The 16,894-nt window shown below is 44.1% G+C and carries 18 protein-coding genes and 1 other annotated feature; of the genes, 17 read left to right on the top strand and 1 reads right to left on the bottom strand.

The genetic code is table 11. From position 1 onward, the window contains the following. Window positions 1–67 precede the first annotated feature (67 nt). The 17 genes from mnmA (at window position 68) to CGZ90_RS08995 (ending at window position 16,522) form a co-directional block, all read left to right on the top strand. On the top strand, window positions 68–1,141 hold the full coding sequence (gene mnmA, locus CGZ90_RS09070) for a tRNA 2-thiouridine(34) synthase MnmA (protein WP_094252456.1): 1,074 nt from the start codon (window positions 68–70) through the stop codon (window positions 1,139–1,141). Between the two features lie 114 nt (window positions 1,142–1,255). Next, complete coding sequence (locus tag CGZ90_RS09065; protein WP_094252060.1) at window positions 1,256–1,906, top strand: tetratricopeptide repeat protein; 651 nt, start codon at window positions 1,256–1,258, stop codon at window positions 1,904–1,906. Between the two features lie 13 nt (window positions 1,907–1,919). Further along, on the top strand, window positions 1,920–4,232 hold the full coding sequence (gene recD2 / locus CGZ90_RS09060; protein WP_094252059.1) for an SF1B family DNA helicase RecD2: 2,313 nt from the start codon (window positions 1,920–1,922) through the stop codon (window positions 4,230–4,232). A gap of 35 nt (window positions 4,233–4,267) precedes the next feature. After that, the gene (locus CGZ90_RS09055) at window positions 4,268–4,699 is read left to right on the top strand and encodes a hypothetical protein (RefSeq protein WP_133063572.1); all 432 of its coding nucleotides are present in this window, start codon (window positions 4,268–4,270) and stop codon (window positions 4,697–4,699) included. Window positions 4,700–4,711: 12 nt separating this feature from the next. Beyond that, a complete protein-coding gene (locus tag CGZ90_RS20720) occupies window positions 4,712–4,909 on the top strand; it encodes a hypothetical protein (protein ID WP_094252057.1) in 198 nt (65 codons plus the stop codon). A gap of 17 nt (window positions 4,910–4,926) precedes the next feature. After that, complete coding sequence (locus CGZ90_RS20350; RefSeq protein WP_106408312.1) at window positions 4,927–5,100, top strand: DUF3918 family protein; 174 nt, start codon at window positions 4,927–4,929, stop codon at window positions 5,098–5,100. 150 nt (window positions 5,101–5,250) lie between these two features. After that, entirely contained in the window at window positions 5,251–6,342 is a 1,092-nt protein-coding gene (locus tag CGZ90_RS09045) for an AI-2E family transporter (RefSeq protein ID WP_379675145.1), read from the top strand. A gap of 25 nt (window positions 6,343–6,367) precedes the next feature. Further along, window positions 6,368–6,577, top strand: a binding site (T-box leader). Between the two features lie 55 nt (window positions 6,578–6,632). Beyond that, window positions 6,633–9,269, top strand: a complete 2,637-nt coding sequence (alaS, locus tag CGZ90_RS09040; protein ID WP_094252056.1) for an alanine--tRNA ligase — start codon at window positions 6,633–6,635, stop codon at window positions 9,267–9,269. An 85-nt stretch (window positions 9,270–9,354) separates the two neighbouring features. Further along, entirely contained in the window at window positions 9,355–9,627 is a 273-nt protein-coding gene (locus tag CGZ90_RS09035; protein ID WP_094252055.1) for an IreB family regulatory phosphoprotein, read from the top strand. Then, complete coding sequence (gene ruvX, locus CGZ90_RS09030; protein WP_094252054.1) at window positions 9,627–10,049, top strand: Holliday junction resolvase RuvX; 423 nt, start codon at window positions 9,627–9,629, stop codon at window positions 10,047–10,049. Before CGZ90_RS09035 ends, ruvX begins: the two co-directional genes overlap by 1 nt. Window positions 10,050–10,065: 16 nt before the next feature. Then, window positions 10,066–10,368, top strand: coding sequence for a DUF1292 domain-containing protein (locus CGZ90_RS09025; protein ID WP_094252053.1), 303 nt, complete (start codon window positions 10,066–10,068; stop codon window positions 10,366–10,368). Window positions 10,369–10,602: 234 nt separating this feature from the next. After that, window positions 10,603–11,736, top strand: a complete 1,134-nt coding sequence (gene mltG / locus CGZ90_RS09020) for an endolytic transglycosylase MltG (protein ID WP_094252052.1) — start codon at window positions 10,603–10,605, stop codon at window positions 11,734–11,736. Between the two features lie 268 nt (window positions 11,737–12,004). After that, a complete protein-coding gene (locus CGZ90_RS09015; RefSeq protein ID WP_240515397.1) occupies window positions 12,005–12,652 on the top strand; it encodes an O-methyltransferase in 648 nt (215 codons plus the stop codon). A gap of 37 nt (window positions 12,653–12,689) precedes the next feature. Next, window positions 12,690–13,325, top strand: a complete 636-nt coding sequence (gene udk / locus CGZ90_RS09010; protein WP_094252051.1) for a uridine kinase — start codon at window positions 12,690–12,692, stop codon at window positions 13,323–13,325. 137 nt (window positions 13,326–13,462) lie between these two features. Beyond that, window positions 13,463–13,939: a transcription elongation factor GreA gene (greA, locus tag CGZ90_RS09005; protein ID WP_094252050.1), complete on the top strand. Its 477-nt coding sequence runs from the start codon at window positions 13,463–13,465 to the stop codon at window positions 13,937–13,939. A 103-nt stretch (window positions 13,940–14,042) separates the two neighbouring features. Continuing rightward, window positions 14,043–15,791, top strand: a complete 1,749-nt coding sequence (locus tag CGZ90_RS09000; RefSeq protein WP_165766822.1) for a peptidoglycan D,D-transpeptidase FtsI family protein — start codon at window positions 14,043–14,045, stop codon at window positions 15,789–15,791. Between the two features lie 101 nt (window positions 15,792–15,892). Further along, entirely contained in the window at window positions 15,893–16,522 is a 630-nt protein-coding gene (locus CGZ90_RS08995) for a YrrS family protein (protein ID WP_094252048.1), read from the top strand. A 28-nt stretch (window positions 16,523–16,550) separates the two neighbouring features. On the opposite strand, the gene CGZ90_RS08990 is transcribed toward CGZ90_RS08995, so the two are convergent. Further along, window positions 16,551–16,763, bottom strand: a complete 213-nt coding sequence (locus CGZ90_RS08990; protein WP_094252047.1) for a DUF2536 family protein — start codon at window positions 16,761–16,763, stop codon at window positions 16,551–16,553. Between the last annotated feature and the right edge of the window lie 131 nt (window positions 16,764–16,894).

Genomic DNA, 16,894 nt, shown 5'->3' with positions numbered 1-16,894 from the left:
GGGGGTGTTTTTATTGCATACAAGATTAAACGGAAAGACTCCTGAAGAAACAAGAGTCGTCATCGGCATGAGCGGAGGCGTGGATTCTTCAGTTGCAGCTTTAATGCTGAAAAAACAAGGATATGATGTGATCGGCATATTCATGAAGAACTGGGATGACACGGACGAGTTTGGCGTTTGCACCGCGACAGAGGATTATAACGATGTCATCGCGGTCTGCAACCAGATCGGCATACCGTATTATGCGGTTAACTTCGAAAAAGAGTACTGGGATAAAGTGTTCACTTATTTCCTGGATGAATATAAAGCAGGACGTACGCCTAACCCTGATGTAATGTGCAACAAGGAGATCAAGTTCAAAGCCTTTCTTGATCACGCTTTAGATCTAGGAGCTGATTTTGTAGCTACCGGACATTATGCCAGGGCGGCCTTCAACGGCGAAGAAGTGCAGATGCTGCGCGGCGTGGATAACAACAAAGATCAGACATATTTCCTGAACCAGCTGTCTCAAGAACAGATGGAAAAAGTAATGTTTCCGATCGGAGAGCTGACAAAGCCCGAACTTCGTAAAATCGCTCAGGAAGCAGGCTTGGCCACAGCTTCCAAAAAAGATTCTACAGGCATCTGTTTTATCGGAGAACGTGATTTTAAAGAGTTTTTAAGCAACTATCTGCCAGCTAAACCAGGCGAGATGCAGACGCTGGAAGGTGAAGTAAAGGGCAAACATGACGGCCTGATGTATTACACGATCGGGCAGCGCCACGGACTGGGCATCGGTGGTAGCGGTGAACCTTGGTTTGTTGTAGGGAAGAACCTTGAAGAAAACGTTCTTTATGTTGAACAAGGCTTTCATCATGACGCATTGTACTCGGAAAGCCTGACAGCGGTCAAAGCAAGCTGGATATCGGCAAAAAGTGTGCCTGGTCAGTTTACATGTACAGCAAAATTCAGATACCGCCAGCCGGATATGGGTGTGACTGTGAACGTAAAGGAAGACGGAACATTGAATGTCGTGTTTGATGAACCGCAGCGGGCAATCACGCCTGGACAAGCTGTCGTTTTCTATGACGGTGACGTCTGCCTTGGAGGCGCAACGATCGATACAGTCTTCAAGAACGGCGAGCCGATTTCTTATCTGTAACAAGAAGGGACAAGCGATAAGCTTGCCCTTTTTTTTGTATCAATTATGTTAAAATAAAGAATGAAAAAAAGGTCGGCTTTGTATGTATGACGATTGATGTATCTGGAGGTAAACATGGATAAAGGAATGGAGTATTTACAAAAAGGAAAGTATCAGGAAGCTGCTGCGGCGCTTGAAAAGAACATACAGGATGAACCATCCAACCCGGTTCATTATATTAATTTCGGCAATCTGCTTTCTTCCGTGCACGAGCATGATAAAGCGCTCGTTTTCTTTCAAAAAGCTCTAGAATTGGACCCTGGTGCTGCGGCGGCTTATTACGGTGCAGGTGTTTCCTGTTACAAAGCAGAAAAGTTCAAGGAAGCAGCATATTTGTTTCAGCAGTCTTTAGGACGCTTCCCTGATGATGCTGATACGCTTTTTATGGCTGGTATGAGCTATTTACAATGTGATGAACCGAGAAGGGCTCTGCCTTTTCTTATGCGATCGAGTGAACTGAACAGCGGTGATTCTGAAGCATTGTTTCAATACGGTCTGTGTCTGGCTCATCTGAATAATGTTGAAGAAGCATCAAAGATTTTTAAAAAGGTAACAGAACTACCAGAGGAGCACGCAGATGCGTTCTATAACCTTGGTGTATGTTATGCCTTTTTTGAAGAGTATGAGGAAGCACTGCAATGCTTTGAAAAAGCTCTAACAATACAGCCCGGGCATTTTTTGGCAGGCAACGGCAGAAAGAATATGCAGGAGAAATTAAACCGATAACGGAGGGCAATCCATGAACGAACAGCCTTCATTTCTTTTTGATGAAGAAGAAAGCAGCTATATTAGAGGCACCTTCATCCATAATATCTATTACAATACCGAGACATTGTACACTGTCGCTAAAATAAGGGTTCAAAAAACTAATGAAAATTATGATGAAAAAGAAGCGGTGATCACTGGTTTGCTTCCTCCGCTTTCGCAAGACGGACCGTATGTGTTTTTCGGAAAATTTAAAGAGCACGCCAAGTATGGTAAGCAGTACGAGATCACCCATTTCAGAAAAGAATATCCTAAAACAGCAGAAGGTGTGATCCAGTACCTGTCGAGTGACTTGTTCAAGGGCATCGGAAAAAAAACGGCCCAGCAAATTGTGGAGGCTCTTGGTGAGAATGCCATTGAATTGCTGCTCGAACGTCCGGAAAGGCTGAGTGATGTGCCTAAACTGTCAGAAGATCAGGCAAAGTCGCTCTACAGCTCACTCCTTGAAAATCAAGGTCTCGAACAAGTCATGATCCTTCTCCACCCTTATGGGATAGGCCCTCAGCTTTCATCAAAAATTTATCAGACATATAAGGAACAAGCTGTTCATGTACTGCAGAATGAGCCGTACCGCCTGATCACCGATGTGGACGGCATCGGCTTCCATAGAGCGGATGAAATCGGCAGAGGACTTGGAATGGGTCATGAGCATCCTGAACGTATTCAGGCTGCATGCTTATTTGTTTTAAAAGAAACGGGTAATGATGCAGGACATACTTATCTTCCCTCTGATATGCTGCTGCATGAAGTGAAAAAACTTCTTGCCTCAGGCAGCCATTCTGTAGATGAGATGGTCATATTCCGTGAGCTGCAGAACATGGAAGAAGAGAAGAAACTGATCATTAAAGAAGAAAGAGTGTACCATCCGGCACTTTATCATGCGGAAAGCGGAGTCGCTAAAAAAATCGCTGAACTCGCATGCGATAAACAATATGAGAAAGCATTTAAAAAGGGCGACTTTAAAAAAACACTGAAAGAGACGGAAAACAGGCTCGGAATTACATACGCACAGTCACAGAAACAAGCTGTCCATACTGCGCTGCACTCTTCTGTTATGGTTCTGACGGGCGGCCCTGGAACAGGAAAAACCACTGTTATTAAAGGGATCGTTGAAATGTACGGAGAACTGCATGGGGTGAGTCTTAATCCTGAGGATTACAGGCAAGGCAAGGTATACCCGATCGTCCTGGTCGCTCCTACAGGAAGGGCAGCGAAAAGAATGAAAGAATCGACCGGGATTCCGGCTACCACCATCCATCGCTTACTTGGCTGGAAAGGGTCGCATTTCGAAAAAAATGACGATGAGCCGATTGAGGGCAGACTGCTCATTATCGATGAAAGTTCCATGGTCGACATCTGGCTTGCTCACGCACTGTTAAAAGCCGTCCCAAAAGGAATGCAGCTCATTTTTGTAGGAGATGAGGATCAGCTGCCTTCAGTAGGTCCGGGACAGGTGCTGCGTGATGTATTGTCCTTGGATTTTATCCCGAAGGTTACGCTCGTGGACATTTACCGGCAGTCTCAGGATTCCTCCATCATCCAGCTCGCTCACAGTATGAAGCATGGTTCCGTTCCTAAAGATTTAATGGAGCCGAAAAAAGACCGCCGTTTTTTCAGCTGCAATGCTGAGCAGGCGGTTGAGGGCATCCTTCAAGTGTGCAGGGGTGCAATTAATAAAGGATATAAAGCAAAAGATGTACAGGTTCTTGCCCCGATGTACCGCGGCAGTGCGGGAATCGACCGGCTGAATAAAGAGCTGCAGAACTTATTCAATCCTGACGATGGACGAAAAAGAAAAATGCAGTTCGGAGATCATGAGTTTAGAACTGGAGATAAGGTCTTGCAGCTCATCAACCAGCCTGAAGACCAAATATACAATGGAGATATGGGCGAGATTGTCGCCATATTTTATGCTAAGGAAAATAAAGAAAAAGAAGATCAGGTGGTCATTGCTTTCGATGAGGTGGAAGTGACGTTTAAACGCAGTGAATTCTCCCACTTCACTCATGCTTATTGCTGTTCAATCCATAAATCACAGGGAAGCGAATATCCGATCGTTGTGCTTCCTGTCCTCAAAAGCTATTACCGAATGCTCAAACGAAATTTGATCTATACGGCTATCACAAGAAGCAAGGAATATCTGATTTTATGCGGAGAAGGAGAAGCATTTGAATGGGCGGTAACGAGGAGTGACGATGAACGCCGCTATTCAGGTCTGAAAGAAAATCTTGAAGCTGCCTATTTGGCAGAGGTGGAAAAGGTTTCTGTAATGAAAAAAAGCATATGAGTTACACTAAAAATGTTCGGAAAGGCGGGATGACTTTGCGGACATTTTCAGTTTTAGCAGGTTCACGAATCTTTGACCGTCACAGCGGGACGAACGTTATCATTAAAGATGTATTCTTTGATAATAGCGGCATCGTCCACGGCCTGCTGGCCAAACGCCATCCTTGGTCAAAGTGCCGATTTTTCCCCATCAGCGGATTCCTCAGCGAAGCTCCCAAAGTGGCAAATGCTGCAGTTCAGGAGCTATGGACGGTCTGTCATAAGCCTAAACATGTTCTCGGCCAGGCTGTTACGAAGCAAGCGGAAATGGACGCGATGATCACAGATGTATATTTCTCTGATAATCTGGACACGCTTGTAGCAGTTGAAACAACAGAAGGATTCTTCTCTGATATGCGGCATGGCCGACAGACGCTTTTTCATAATGCGTCATATGAGATCAATGGAGAATCGTTCTTCGGCCAATAGGGAGGAAACGGCGTGATTTGTCCGAACTGCAAACGCAAGGATATCGGAAAAATCGGTGTGAACCAATATTATTGCTGGAATTGCTTTATTGAACTCTCCATTCAGCAGGGAAAACTTGCACTGCATCAGGTGGAAGCTGACGGGACGTTAACTTCTTTAGATGACCTGTTTGAAGAGAGCGATTTGGCTTTTAAGGCGGAGGCGCCATAAACTAAGGCGGTGATGGTTTGAACCGATCATTTACTTCTTTACTTGCGCTCGGTATTGGAGCGGCTGCCATGGCTATGAACAAAAGACAGAGCCGCGGCAGGAGCTTAGGTATGATGATGGCGATGGACGACATGTGGAGATCCAGAACTATCCGAAAGATGCGTAAGAAAATCGCGAAAGCCATTTATTAAACAAGAGGCTGGCCGGAATTTCTCTGAGCCAGCCTTTTTTCTGTTTAATCTGGTAAAGAAAGCAGATTTCAGTCTGAAACTCAAGTTATGGCTTAATCTGGTTAATCATCAGAATGATATTCTCTTCTTTGCAAAAACTAGCTTGTAGAGGTGAGTTTCTTGCAGAAAGAAAAGATGCTTCGCTGGATGTACACCCTCCTGTTTCTGCTGCTGCTTTTTTTGTGCGGTTTTATGGTTATGAAGGTTTTTCCGCTGTTCAGCTCTCTGCTGACAGCTCTGAAAAATGTGCTGATCCCTTTTGTTTTAGCCGCTCTGATTACATATTTGCTGCATCCTGTCGTAGAATGGCTGCACAATAAAGGGCTGCCAAGGTTTCTGGCCATACTTATCATTTACGTTCTGTTTTTCGGCGGTACAGGGTGGGCTTTAGTAAAAGGTATCCCACATGTTCTTGCGCAGTTAAAGCAGCTTATGAAAAACCTTCCTGGGATTGCAGGATTATATAAGAACATGCTGATGGAAGTGGATCATCACACATCTAGGCTGCCTTATGCGATGCACGAAAGAATAGATGACACGATTTCAAATATGGAGAATAAAGCTCAGGAATCCCTCGCTGGTGCTATCCTCTCTGTAAGGCATCTAGTGGATTATTTTTTCGTCTTCCTCGTTACACCATTTTTAGTGTTCTATTTTCTTAACGACATCGAAAAAATTAAAAAAGGGCTTTGGTACATCACTCCGAAAAGATGGCGGGGAGAAGGCGGTTCACTGCTGCATGATATTAACTTGTCCCTTGGAGGGTATATTAGGGGACAGGTATTAGTCGGAGTCATCCTTGGTGCAGCAGCAACAATAGCTCTGTGGATCATGGGCATGCCATACCCTGTTCTTCTCGGCCTGTTTATTGCCGTGACCGATGTGATCCCTTATTTCGGGCCGATCATCGGTGCGGTACCTGTCCTGTTCCTGGCATTCACAGTTTCCTGGAAGATGCTCTGGATCGCAGCCGCGATCATGCTCGTACTTCAGTTTATCGAGGGGAACATACTCGGCCCTTTGATCGTTGGGAAAAACGTTCATATCCATCCTGCACTGATTATCTTCGCATTGCTGTTGGGAGGGGAGCTAGGGGGGATCGTCGGTATGATTACAGCCGTGCCCCTCTTGGCGGTTGCGAAGGTCATACTTCTTCATATTAGGGATTATCGTTCTCATCAAACCGTTGACAAGCTAAAATAGTTCATTTTATACTACAGGAGAATACATAAATTCGATGATGGAGAGAAGTAAGCCGAAACATCCTTGCATAGAGAAAGCGCCCTTGGCTGGAAGGCGCTCATGGATAACGGACTGAAAGCTACTCTTGAGTGCAGTTAATAACTGCCGTCTGCCGCGTTAAGGCAAAATCAAGGTGATGGCCGTTTTATGCCATAACCAGGGTGGTACCGCGTGAATGCTCTCTCTCGTCCCTGTTTTTCAGGGGCGGGAGTTTTTTGTTTTTTTAAAGACAGATAAAAGGAGATGTAATGATGAAACAGTTAACATCAGCTCAGGTCAGACAGCTTTTCTTAGACTTTTTTCAGCAAAAAGGCCATGACGTGGAGCCAAGTGCATCGCTTGTGCCTTATGAAGATCCTTCATTGCTTTGGATTAACAGCGGTGTTGCGACACTGAAAAAATATTTTGATGGACGTGTGATACCGGAAAATCCGCGCATCACGAACGCACAAAAATCGATCCGTACTAATGACATTGAAAACGTCGGAATCACAGCACGGCATCATACTTTTTTTGAGATGCTTGGCAACTTCTCGATAGGAGATTATTTTAAAGAGGAAGCGATCCTTTGGGCATGGGAGTTTTTGACGAGCCCGGATTGGATTGGATTTGACGCAGACAAACTATCTGTCACGATACATCCGGAAGATAACGAAGCGTTCGACATCTGGGTGCAGAAGGTCGGAATTCCGGAAGAGCGTATCATCCGTCTCGAAGGAAACTTCTGGGATATTGGCGAAGGCCCAAGCGGACCGAACACAGAAATTTTCTATGACAGGGGCGAATCATACGGCAATGATCCAGAGGACCCTGAACTTTACCCTGGCGGAGAGAATGAACGCTATCTTGAAATCTGGAATCTTGTGTTCTCCCAGTTCAACCATAACCCTGATGGAACATATACACCGCTGCCGAAGAAAAATATCGATACGGGCATGGGGCTTGAGCGAATGGTTTCTGTCATCCAGGATGCAAGAACGAACTTCGATACAGATTTGTTCATGCCGATCATCAAGGCGACAGAGAAAATTTCGGGTTCACAATACGGCAGCGATCTTGAAAAAGACACCGCATTTAAGGTGATCGCGGATCATATCCGTACCGTATCTTTTGCAGTCGGCGACAATGCTCTTCCTTCGAATGAAGGACGCGGCTATATCCTGCGCAGACTTATCCGCCGTGCTATCCGATTTGCGAAAAAAATAGGTCTCCACCGCCCGTTCATGTACGAGCTTGTGCCTGTGGTAGCTGAGATCATGAAGGATTTCTATCCTGAAGTGACAGAAAAAGTTCCGTTCATCCAAAAAGTAGTAAAAAATGAAGAAGAGCGATTCCATGAAACGATCAATGACGGTCTTGCTATTTTAGAAGAGGTTATCGCATCTGAACGCAAAAAAGGCAGCACTGTCATTTCAGGAGCTGACGCGTTCAAGCTTTATGATACGTTTGGCTTCCCGATTGAACTTACGGAAGAATACGCTCAGGAACACGAGATGACGGTCGATCTTGAAGGCTTTAAAAACGAGATGGAAGCACAGCGAGAGCGCGCACGATCTGCTAGGCAGGATGTCGGAAGCATGCAGGTGCAGGCGGGTGTACTCAGCGACGTAACGCTGAAAAGTGAATTCGTTGGATATGAAGCACTCGCAGCACAGGCAGAGATTATCGAAGTGTTTCAGAACGGAGAGCGCTCTGAGATGGTACAAGAAGGCGACGAAGCTCAAATCATGCTATCAAAGACGCCTTTCTATGCAGAAAGCGGAGGGCAGATCGCCGATCATGGAATTATTTCAAACGAAAACCTTACGCTGTTTGTTAAGGACGTACAAAAAGCTCCGAACGGCCAAAACCTTCACAGTGTAATCGTAAAGAGAGGCGTTCTTGAAAAGGGAGCTGCTGTAAGGGCAGAAGTTGATACTCAGTCACGTGCTGAAATCGTAAAGAACCATACGGCGACACACCTTCTTCATCAGGCTTTGAAAGATGTGCTTGGAACGCATGTTAACCAGGCGGGCTCACTAGTCGAAACAGGCCGTCTGCGTTTTGACTTCTCTCATTTTGGCTCAATTTCATCTGAAGAGCTTGAACAGATCGAGAATATCGTAAACGAAAAAATCTGGCAAAACATTACGGTAGACAAAATGCTCAAGCCGATCGCAGAAGCGAAAGAAATGGGTGCGATGGCTTTGTTCGGCGAAAAATACGGGGACATCGTTCGTGTTGTCAGAGTGGGCGATTACAGTCTTGAGCTTTGCGGCGGCTGCCATGTCAGCAATACGGCTGAAATCGGATTGTTTAAAATTGTTGCAGAATCAGGGATCGGTGCAGGAACAAGAAGGATTGAAGCCGTTACAGGAAAAAGCGCATACCGCATGATGAAGGACCAGATTCAGCTTTTGAAAGATGCAGCATCACTTCTTAAGTCCAACTTGAAAGATGTTCCGCAAAAAGTAGAATCACTGCAGAGCCAGCTGAAAGATGTACAAAAAGAAAAAGAATCGCTCTCCGCAAAAATCGGCAGCATGGAAGCAGGCAGCCTGCTTGATGAAAAGATGGAGATCAACGGCGTTTCAGTAATCGCTAAAGTGGTCAGCGCATCAGATATGAACAGTCTCCGCTCCATTTTAGATGATTTAAAAAACAAGCTAGAAAGCGGAATCGTAATCCTTGGTGCAGTAAATAATGAAAAAGTGAACATTGTCGCTGGCGTCACGAAGGATTTAATACCGCAGGGTTATCATGCGGGTAACCTTGTTAAAGAAGTGGCAACAAAGTGCGGCGGAGGCGGCGGAGGCCGTCCTGACATGGCTCAGGCTGGCGGAAAAGATCCTTCAAAACTTGAAAGTGGACTTCAATCTGCAGTCGAAATGATCAAAACCGTTTCCTAACATCACGTTCTTAAGGTACAATAAAGAAAATCAGCTTCCTGATGATTTTGCAAAAAGGGAGAACTTAGGAAAGAGGTGCTGGCAAATGAGTTCGATGGACAAGACGATGAAGTTCAGCTTTAACGATGACTCTTATGATACGAATGTGGAAAATGTTTTGTATTCTGTATATGATGCATTGCAGGAAAAGGGATACAATCCAATAAACCAGATCGTCGGTTATTTGCTTTCAGGTGATCCTGCCTATATCCCGCGTCATAATGATGCCAGATCGAAAATCCGCAAACTTGAGCGGGACGAGCTTATTGAAGAGCTAGTTAAATCTTATTTATCAAGGAAAAAAGAGAGGTCGCTTTAATGCCGCGAACGATGGGGCTTGACGTCGGCACGAAAACGGTTGGCGTTGCTCTAAGTGATGAACTTGGATGGACGGCACAAGGGGTCGAGACGGTCAAACGCCGCCCCGGCCGTCCTGATGATGAAGTGTTTGCAAGGCTTAAGGTGATCGCCGAAGAAAACGAGGTCACACTCGTTATCGTCGGTCTGCCAAAAAATATGAACGGGACCATCGGCCCAAGCGGAGAAGCATGCCAGCTGTTTGCCAAAGAAACAGAAGAAAAGCTGGAACTCCCCGTAAAGCTTTGGGATGAGCGTCTGACAACCGCAGCAGCAGAAAGAACGCTCATATCAGCCGATGTGAGCCGTAAGAAAAGAAAGAGCGTTATCGATAAAATGGCTGCAGCTCTGATACTGCAAGGCTATCTCGACAGCGTAAAATAAACCAGAGGTGATAAACATGGCAAAAGAAGAACGCGAACGTATTATTATTCCAGACGAGAACGGCGACGAAAACCTTTTTGAAGTATTGTTTAAATTCGACGTGGATTCCACAGGCAAATCATATATGGTGACAATTCCTGTTGCTGACTCAGAAGATGACGAGGACAGTGACGAAGTAGAAGTGTTCCCTTTCCGATACGAAGAAAATGAAGATGAAGATGATCTTGCTTTATTCCCGCTCGAAACAGATGAAGAATGGGACATCGTTGAAGAGATGCTTAACACATTTGATGACGAGGATTTTGGAAAAGAATCTTAATCACGCAACAAAAGCCGGGCGGCATAGCCCGGCTTTTTTCTATAGGAAATAAACTCACTAATATAATACATACCAAGGTTAAATTAGAATGACAGTTAAACCCTTGAGTGCAGCCTCAAGTCAGTATGTTTTCCTTTATTTGACATTTTCCCTTCCACTTCTCCAATTTTCTTCTTTTTATGTGAACAAAAGTAAGAATATAGTATACTAGTGGAAGTGAAGGAGGAGTCGAAATTGCTCCAGTTACATATGTCTTCTGTCAGTGGACCGGAAAACAAAAAGAAAAAAAAATCTGTGAAAAAAATTGTGCTTGCCATTTTACTGGTGCTTTTATTAGTTGTATCAGGATCAGCTTTAGGTCTGTACGTTTATGGCAAAAGCCTGCTTGAGGCAGCAGACCCTGACAGCACAAAGGAAGTTTCTATCGTCATCCCAATCGGTTCGTCACCGAAAGAGATCGGTCAGAAGCTGGAGGAAAACGGGCTTATAAAAAACGCACAGTTCTTTCATCTATATTCAAGGTTTATGAATGAGAGCAACTTTCAGGCGGGTTCTTACAGCCTTAATCCAGCAATGGATCTAAAAGCGATTATTAACGCGCTAAAAGAAGGAAAGCTATTCAAAAAACCTCAGTTCATGATCACGATACCCGAGGGATGGAATGTTCCTGAGACAGCTGCTCTTATAGCAGAAAAAACGGGAACGAAAAAAGAAGACGTGGTCAAGATCATGGCAGACAAAACATTTTTATCACAGCTTGAAAAAAAGTATTCAATACTTGGCAAGGACATTTATAAAAAAGATCTATATTATCCCCTTGAAGGATATTTGTTCCCTGCTACATATGAGTTTGAAGAAAAAAAGCCAGACGCAAAAAAAATCATTGATACAATGGTATCCAAAGCAAATGATGTATTTGGAAAATACAGCGCTGATATGGAAAATACTTCATACACGCCTTTTCAGATCGTAACACTCGCCTCGCTGATCGAGGAAGAATCACAGCGGGATGAAGACAGAGCTAAAATTGCCGGTGTTTTTTACAACCGTCTTTCAAAGGATATGAAACTCGACTCAGACCCTACGGTCAAATATGCTCGAAAAGATTTTTCAGTGCAAGTCCTTTATACAGACCTGGAATTTGATTCTCCGTATAATACATACCGTGTGAAAGGAATTCCGGCTGGTCCGATATCTTCACCTGGTGAAGAGTCGCTCAAGGCTGCCTTAAAACCGCAGAAGATGGAAGAGCTTTTCTTTTATGCACGTCCGAATGGTCAGGTCATTTATACCAAAACGCTTTCCGAACATAATGCAGTATATCAAAAGTACCGCCATGAATGGAAAAACTGGAATAAAAAGCAATAAAATGATAAGGCTGGCTGACGAGAGAATGATTCGTCACAGCCTTTTTTTTGCACTAAAAGAAAGTATAACTTTTTTACTAGAAGAGATTCGACTTCATTTAAGATTAGAGTTAAAAGCACGATCTACAGCTAAGGCTGACTTCAATAGATGCTTCAGCCAAGTTTTCTTTGAAGCTTTTTAGCAGCGATACCTTGAACAAAAAAAGGGAGAGCATAAAGGACTGTTTTTGTGTTACAATATACCGGTTAAGTAAAGGGGGATCTGGATTTTGGTCTCAAGCAGCAAAAAGGATGAGTACATCAGCGGCCTTATATCGCCTAGGCCGGAAAACATTGAAGAAATAGAGCAGTATGCGAAGGAGAATGATGTGCCGATCATGGACCTTGTCGGCATCGAATCCCTGCTGCAGCTTCTGAGAATTAAGCAGCCCAAACGCATCCTCGAAGTAGGGACCGCGATTGGATATTCAGCCATAAGAATGGCGTCGTCTCTTCCGGGGACAAACATCGTTACAATTGAAAAAGACGAAGAACGCTATCATATAGCATCAAAGAACATAGAAAAAGCCGGTTTAGAAGGTCGTATTACTGCACTGTTCGGCGACGCGAATGAACTTCATGATGATGTAAAGCATCACGGCCCGTTTGACGTTATTTTTATCGATGCAGCAAAGGGGCAATATCAGAAGTTTTTCGATGCATATACGGCAATGCTTGCCAGCAATGGCATGGTGATAACGGATAATGTGATGTTCAGAGGATATGTAGTTGATCAAACAGGCATTGAAAGCAGGAGACGGCGAGCTCTTGTCAGAAAAATCAGGGCGTTCAACGAATATATTATGAACCACTCCGATTATGATTCAGCGCTGCTGCCAATTGGGGACGGCATATTGGTCAGCATTAAAAAAGTTTAAAGTTGAAGGCTTCAAGTGTTTGGAAGGAGAAGGGATCATGGGAAAGAAACCAATTGTTATCGGAGTTGCAGGAGGATCAGGGTCAGGAAAGACAACGGTGGCAAAAGAAATTTACCGCCAGTTCGCTGACCAGTCTATCCTTATTATCGAACAGGACTCTTATTATAAAGATCAATCTGAAAAGTCGATGGAAGAGCGCCTAAACACGAATTATGACCATCCGCTCGCTTTTGACAACGACCTGCTTATTGAGCATATTAATGAACTGCAGCAATATCACGCGATTGAAAAGCCAGTCTATGACTATACAGCGCATACAAGAAGTGATAAAATTATCCCAGTTGATGCTAAAGATGTCATTATATTGGAAGGTATTCTTATTTTAGAAGATGAGCGCCTGCGTGATTTGATGGACATCAAAGTGTTTGTTGATACAGATGCAGATGTGCGGATCATCCGCCGTTTAGTTCGTGACATGCGTGACAGAGGCCGTACACTTGATTCTGTCATCGATCAGTATATCTCGGTCGTCCGTCCGATGCACAATCAATTCATCGAACCGACGAAAAGATATGCAGACATCATTATTCCAGAAGGCGGTCAGAATCGTGTCGCTATCGACTTGATGGTCACGAAGATCGGGACCATCTTAGAAGAAAAAGCACTGCTGTAATGAATGTGGGTAATACGAATGGACAATCCTGCCCTGACATTCTATGATGGGTTGAGGATGTCCATTTTGTATACATATCGTTTTACTTTGGTAAATATAACGTATTAAGGTACTGAATAACTGAAGGAGTGAATAAAATGTCAGACGAGAAAAAGCATTATATGACCCTTGAAGGGAAACAAAAGCTTGAAAATGAGCTTGAATATTTAAAAACAGAAAAACGCAAAGAAGTGGTAGAGCGCATTAAAGTGGCTCGCAGCTTCGGCGATCTTTCTGAGAACTCCGAATACGATGCAGCGAAAGACGAGCAGGCATTCGTAGAAGCTCGTATCGCTCAACTGGAAAAAATGGTACGCAACGCTGTGATCATCGAAGACAACAAAGACTCTTCCGGAACCGTTTCCATCGGTAAATCTGTCCGTTTTCTGGAGCTTCCAGACGGTGATGAAGAGACTTATATGATTGTCGGAAGTGCCGAAGCAGATCCGTTTGAAGGAAAAATCTCAAATGATTCTCCTATGGCGAAAAGCCTTCTTGGCAAGAAACCGGGAGATGAAGTAAACGTTCACACGCCTGGCGGTGAAATCAGCGTCAGGATCTTAGAAGTTAAATAATACAGCAAGCCCCGCTGCCGTCATGCAGCGGGGCTTTTTTTACACGCTGGCACCTGTTTACCGGTTCATCTCAACGGACAAAATGTAGATGGAGGTGAGGCTAGTGCCAAAGCGGATAAAGAGTACAGGAATAGTTATTTTGGTATTGATGATTCTGCTGGTCGCTCGGCTGGCACAGATCCAGCTCATATCACCGGGTTCGTTTTCCTCATACGATGTGAACCTTATTGAAGAAAGCGTAAGACAGCGCACGCATAGTTTTACTTTTCATGACGGCCGCGGGCTGCTTCTTGACAGCTCAGGCAACAGTCTTTCTGCAGATAAAAAACTTACAGTCGTCTTGTTTCCATTTTTAAAGAACGCTGATGCACCGATAAAAAAATTGAGTGCATTTTTAGGTGTGAATGAAAAAGAAATAATGCAGCAGCTGATAAAAGCAGAAAAACCTTTTGCGCTTGATTTAAACAAGGAAATATCCTTGGACGAAATGAAAGTTATCAATTCATGGAAGATCGAAGGATTGTATGCTCAATGGGTAAGCCTGCGAAAGCCACAGGTATTTGCCAATCATTTTATCGGGGCGGTCGGTGAGGACGAAAAATTACTGAAAGAAAATTATCCTGAGAAATGGGAAACAGGTACGATTAACAGGACAACTAGGACTGGGAAAAATGGAATTCAGGCTGCATTTGATCCTTTTCTTATATCGGAAGGGGAATCTCAGTATGTTTACCATGTGGACCGGTCAGGTGCTCCTTTATTCGGACTTGACGTCAAGCTCAGGACGCCTGAAAATCCGCTCTACCCTCTTCAGGTAAAGACGACCCTTAACAGCAGGATTCAGCAAATCATTGAAGACAGTATTACAGATGCAGGTATAAAAAGCGGAGGAGCAGTGCTTTTGGATACTGAATCAAGCAATGTTTTGGCGATGGCATCCCGACCAATCTTTACTGCCAAGAATGTGTTTGAACCGGAATATCAAAATCAAATGCTGAAAGCCCATCCTCCAGGTTCTGTGTTTAAAATAGTCACTGCAGCTGCTGCGCTCGAGTCAGGTACTGGACTGACAGAACGGTTTGATTGCAGCAAAAATATATATGGCAAAAAGGATGAACGTGACCTTGGTATGCTTGATCTGGAAGAAAGTTTTACTCAAAGCTGCAACTCAGCTTTTGCCTCATTGGCACAAAAACTGTATGCACATGACAGCGGTTTTTTTGACATCTACGCTCAAAAATTAGGCCTATTCCCAACAGCAGGATGGACAGGGGAGGTCTACCATTACTCGGATTTTCGCCATTTTCCGGAAGAGGATGATGCCCAGATCTGGGGAAAACTTAATAAACATGACAGAAACGCGCCGCTTGCTGTCTCCCAGACGGCAATAGGACAGCTGAATGTGAAAGTAACACCGCTGGCGGCAGCAAATATGATGGCTGCGATCGCCAGGGGAGGACAAGTAATGGAAGCAAGGGCGGCTGCGTCTGTGCTCTACTCAGATGGTGCCGAGATGGTCACATTTCCGCTGCATAAAAGAAAAGCCGCGGTTTCACCTTATACTATTATGAAACTTCAATCGATGCTAAGGCACGTTGTCACAGACGAAGCAGGAACTGGACAGGCTCTTGCCGCATTGCCGTATGCTGTGGCCGGAAAATCCGGCACTGCAGAAAAAGACGGTGTGACAGAAGACGTTAAATGGTTTGCCGGATACTTTCCTGCTCAAGCTCCGAAATATGCCCTTGTTGTACTGGATTTGAAGCACGATGATCAAAATAAAGTCCTGAAAGCTTTTTCTTCAATGGTAAAAGAAATATACATTCTTGACCGCGAAAGCTTGCCGCGCTAAAAAATTTTTAAAATAGGACGAAAAAGGGTCTCGTTTTGCCGAATTGTATAGGCGTGTTAAAATAGTTTAAACAGAACCGCCATATTTAGAGGAGGAGAACGATGGACCGTAACAAAAGATATGAAACGCGGACAGGAAAACGTAAACAAAACCGCTTTTTAAATATTGCCATTGGAGTCGTGGCTGTCCTTATACTCATTGTCACAGGAAATCTCTTATTTGGAGGAGACGATAAAGAACCGTCCACTTTTGTTCCAAATAATGAGACTCAAGATAAGAATGTTAAAGAAAAAGATGAAAAAGGCTCAATCGAAAGCGAAAGCAAGGAACAGGAAAAAAGCGAGCCTAAAGAAGAGCAAAAGCCTGTAGAAGAACAAAAACCTGAAGAAGAGCAAAAGCCTGAAGAGGAGCAAAAGCCTGAGGGTGAACAAAGCGAGGCAGAAGGCGGGGGACCAGCTGGACCGTGGGAGCCGATCGGAACCACGCAAAGTGAACCTCATCAAAAGTCTTATGATGATACCTCACAGGACTGGAAAGAAATGACTTCAGCTCTTTCTTATGCCACAGCTATACCTGAGAATGATATGACCATATTGTGGCTCGGGAACGGAGGCAGTGAAGATACTTCCGTCGGCAGAGTACTGTCAAAATCTAAAGGAACAAAATATGAAGTGATGCTGCAGTGGGTGCCTGAAAAAGGGTGGAAACCTACGAGCGTAACGCCAAACTAATAAAAAAACACGTCTGAGTCATTCATGCTCAGGCGTGTTTTTTTGCTTTGAAATGGACAATGGCGCTATATAGCAAAAACCCTTTTGGAGAGGATGCTACTTGGTATGAAATATGGTGTACTTCCAGCATAAGAGCTTTATTGATCTCAATCAGATCATTGATCTTTTTCTCCAGCTCAAGCAGCGAGACAGCCTCTGCAGCTTCTACCTTGTCATGGATCAATTCTGTTATAAAGTTCATATGATAAACCTCCAGTTGAATGCAGTGTTCTTTCTTCACATTATATCGCAATTTTGAGGATTTTTGATGTTTCTAAAATTGATATCAAAACTATTCTGTGATAAATTGGAACATGTAAGATTTTTAATTCA

The organism is Fictibacillus aquaticus, from assembly GCF_002245695.1.
Classification (GTDB): Bacteria; Bacillota; Bacilli; order Bacillales; family Fictibacillaceae; genus Fictibacillus; species Fictibacillus aquaticus.
Note: the sequence above shows the minus strand (reverse complement) of the source record. Positions and strands in the feature narration are given on the sequence as shown.

Bases quoted from the DNA above. Each gene is read 5' to 3' on its own strand.
- CGZ90_RS08995 (WP_094252048.1), top strand. From the start codon at position 15,893: ATGGACCGTAACAAAAGATATGAAACGCGGACAGGAAAACGTAAACAA.
- CGZ90_RS09065 (WP_094252060.1), top strand. From the start codon at position 1,256: ATGGATAAAGGAATGGAGTATTTACAAAAAGGAAAGTATCAGGAAGCT.
- alaS (WP_094252056.1), top strand. From the start codon at position 6,633: ATGAAACAGTTAACATCAGCTCAGGTCAGACAGCTTTTCTTAGACTTT.
- udk (WP_094252051.1), top strand. From the start codon at position 12,690: ATGGGAAAGAAACCAATTGTTATCGGAGTTGCAGGAGGATCAGGGTCA.
- greA (WP_094252050.1), top strand. From the start codon at position 13,463: ATGTCAGACGAGAAAAAGCATTATATGACCCTTGAAGGGAAACAAAAG.
- ruvX (WP_094252054.1), top strand. From the start codon at position 9,627: ATGCCGCGAACGATGGGGCTTGACGTCGGCACGAAAACGGTTGGCGTT.
- CGZ90_RS08990 (WP_094252047.1), bottom strand. From the start codon at position 16,763: ATGAACTTTATAACAGAATTGATCCATGACAAGGTAGAAGCTGCAGAG.
- CGZ90_RS09025 (WP_094252053.1), top strand. From the start codon at position 10,066: ATGGCAAAAGAAGAACGCGAACGTATTATTATTCCAGACGAGAACGGC.
- recD2 (WP_094252059.1), top strand. From the start codon at position 1,920: ATGAACGAACAGCCTTCATTTCTTTTTGATGAAGAAGAAAGCAGCTAT.
- CGZ90_RS09035 (WP_094252055.1), top strand. From the start codon at position 9,355: ATGAGTTCGATGGACAAGACGATGAAGTTCAGCTTTAACGATGACTCT.
- mnmA (WP_094252456.1), top strand. From the start codon at position 68: ATGAGCGGAGGCGTGGATTCTTCAGTTGCAGCTTTAATGCTGAAAAAA.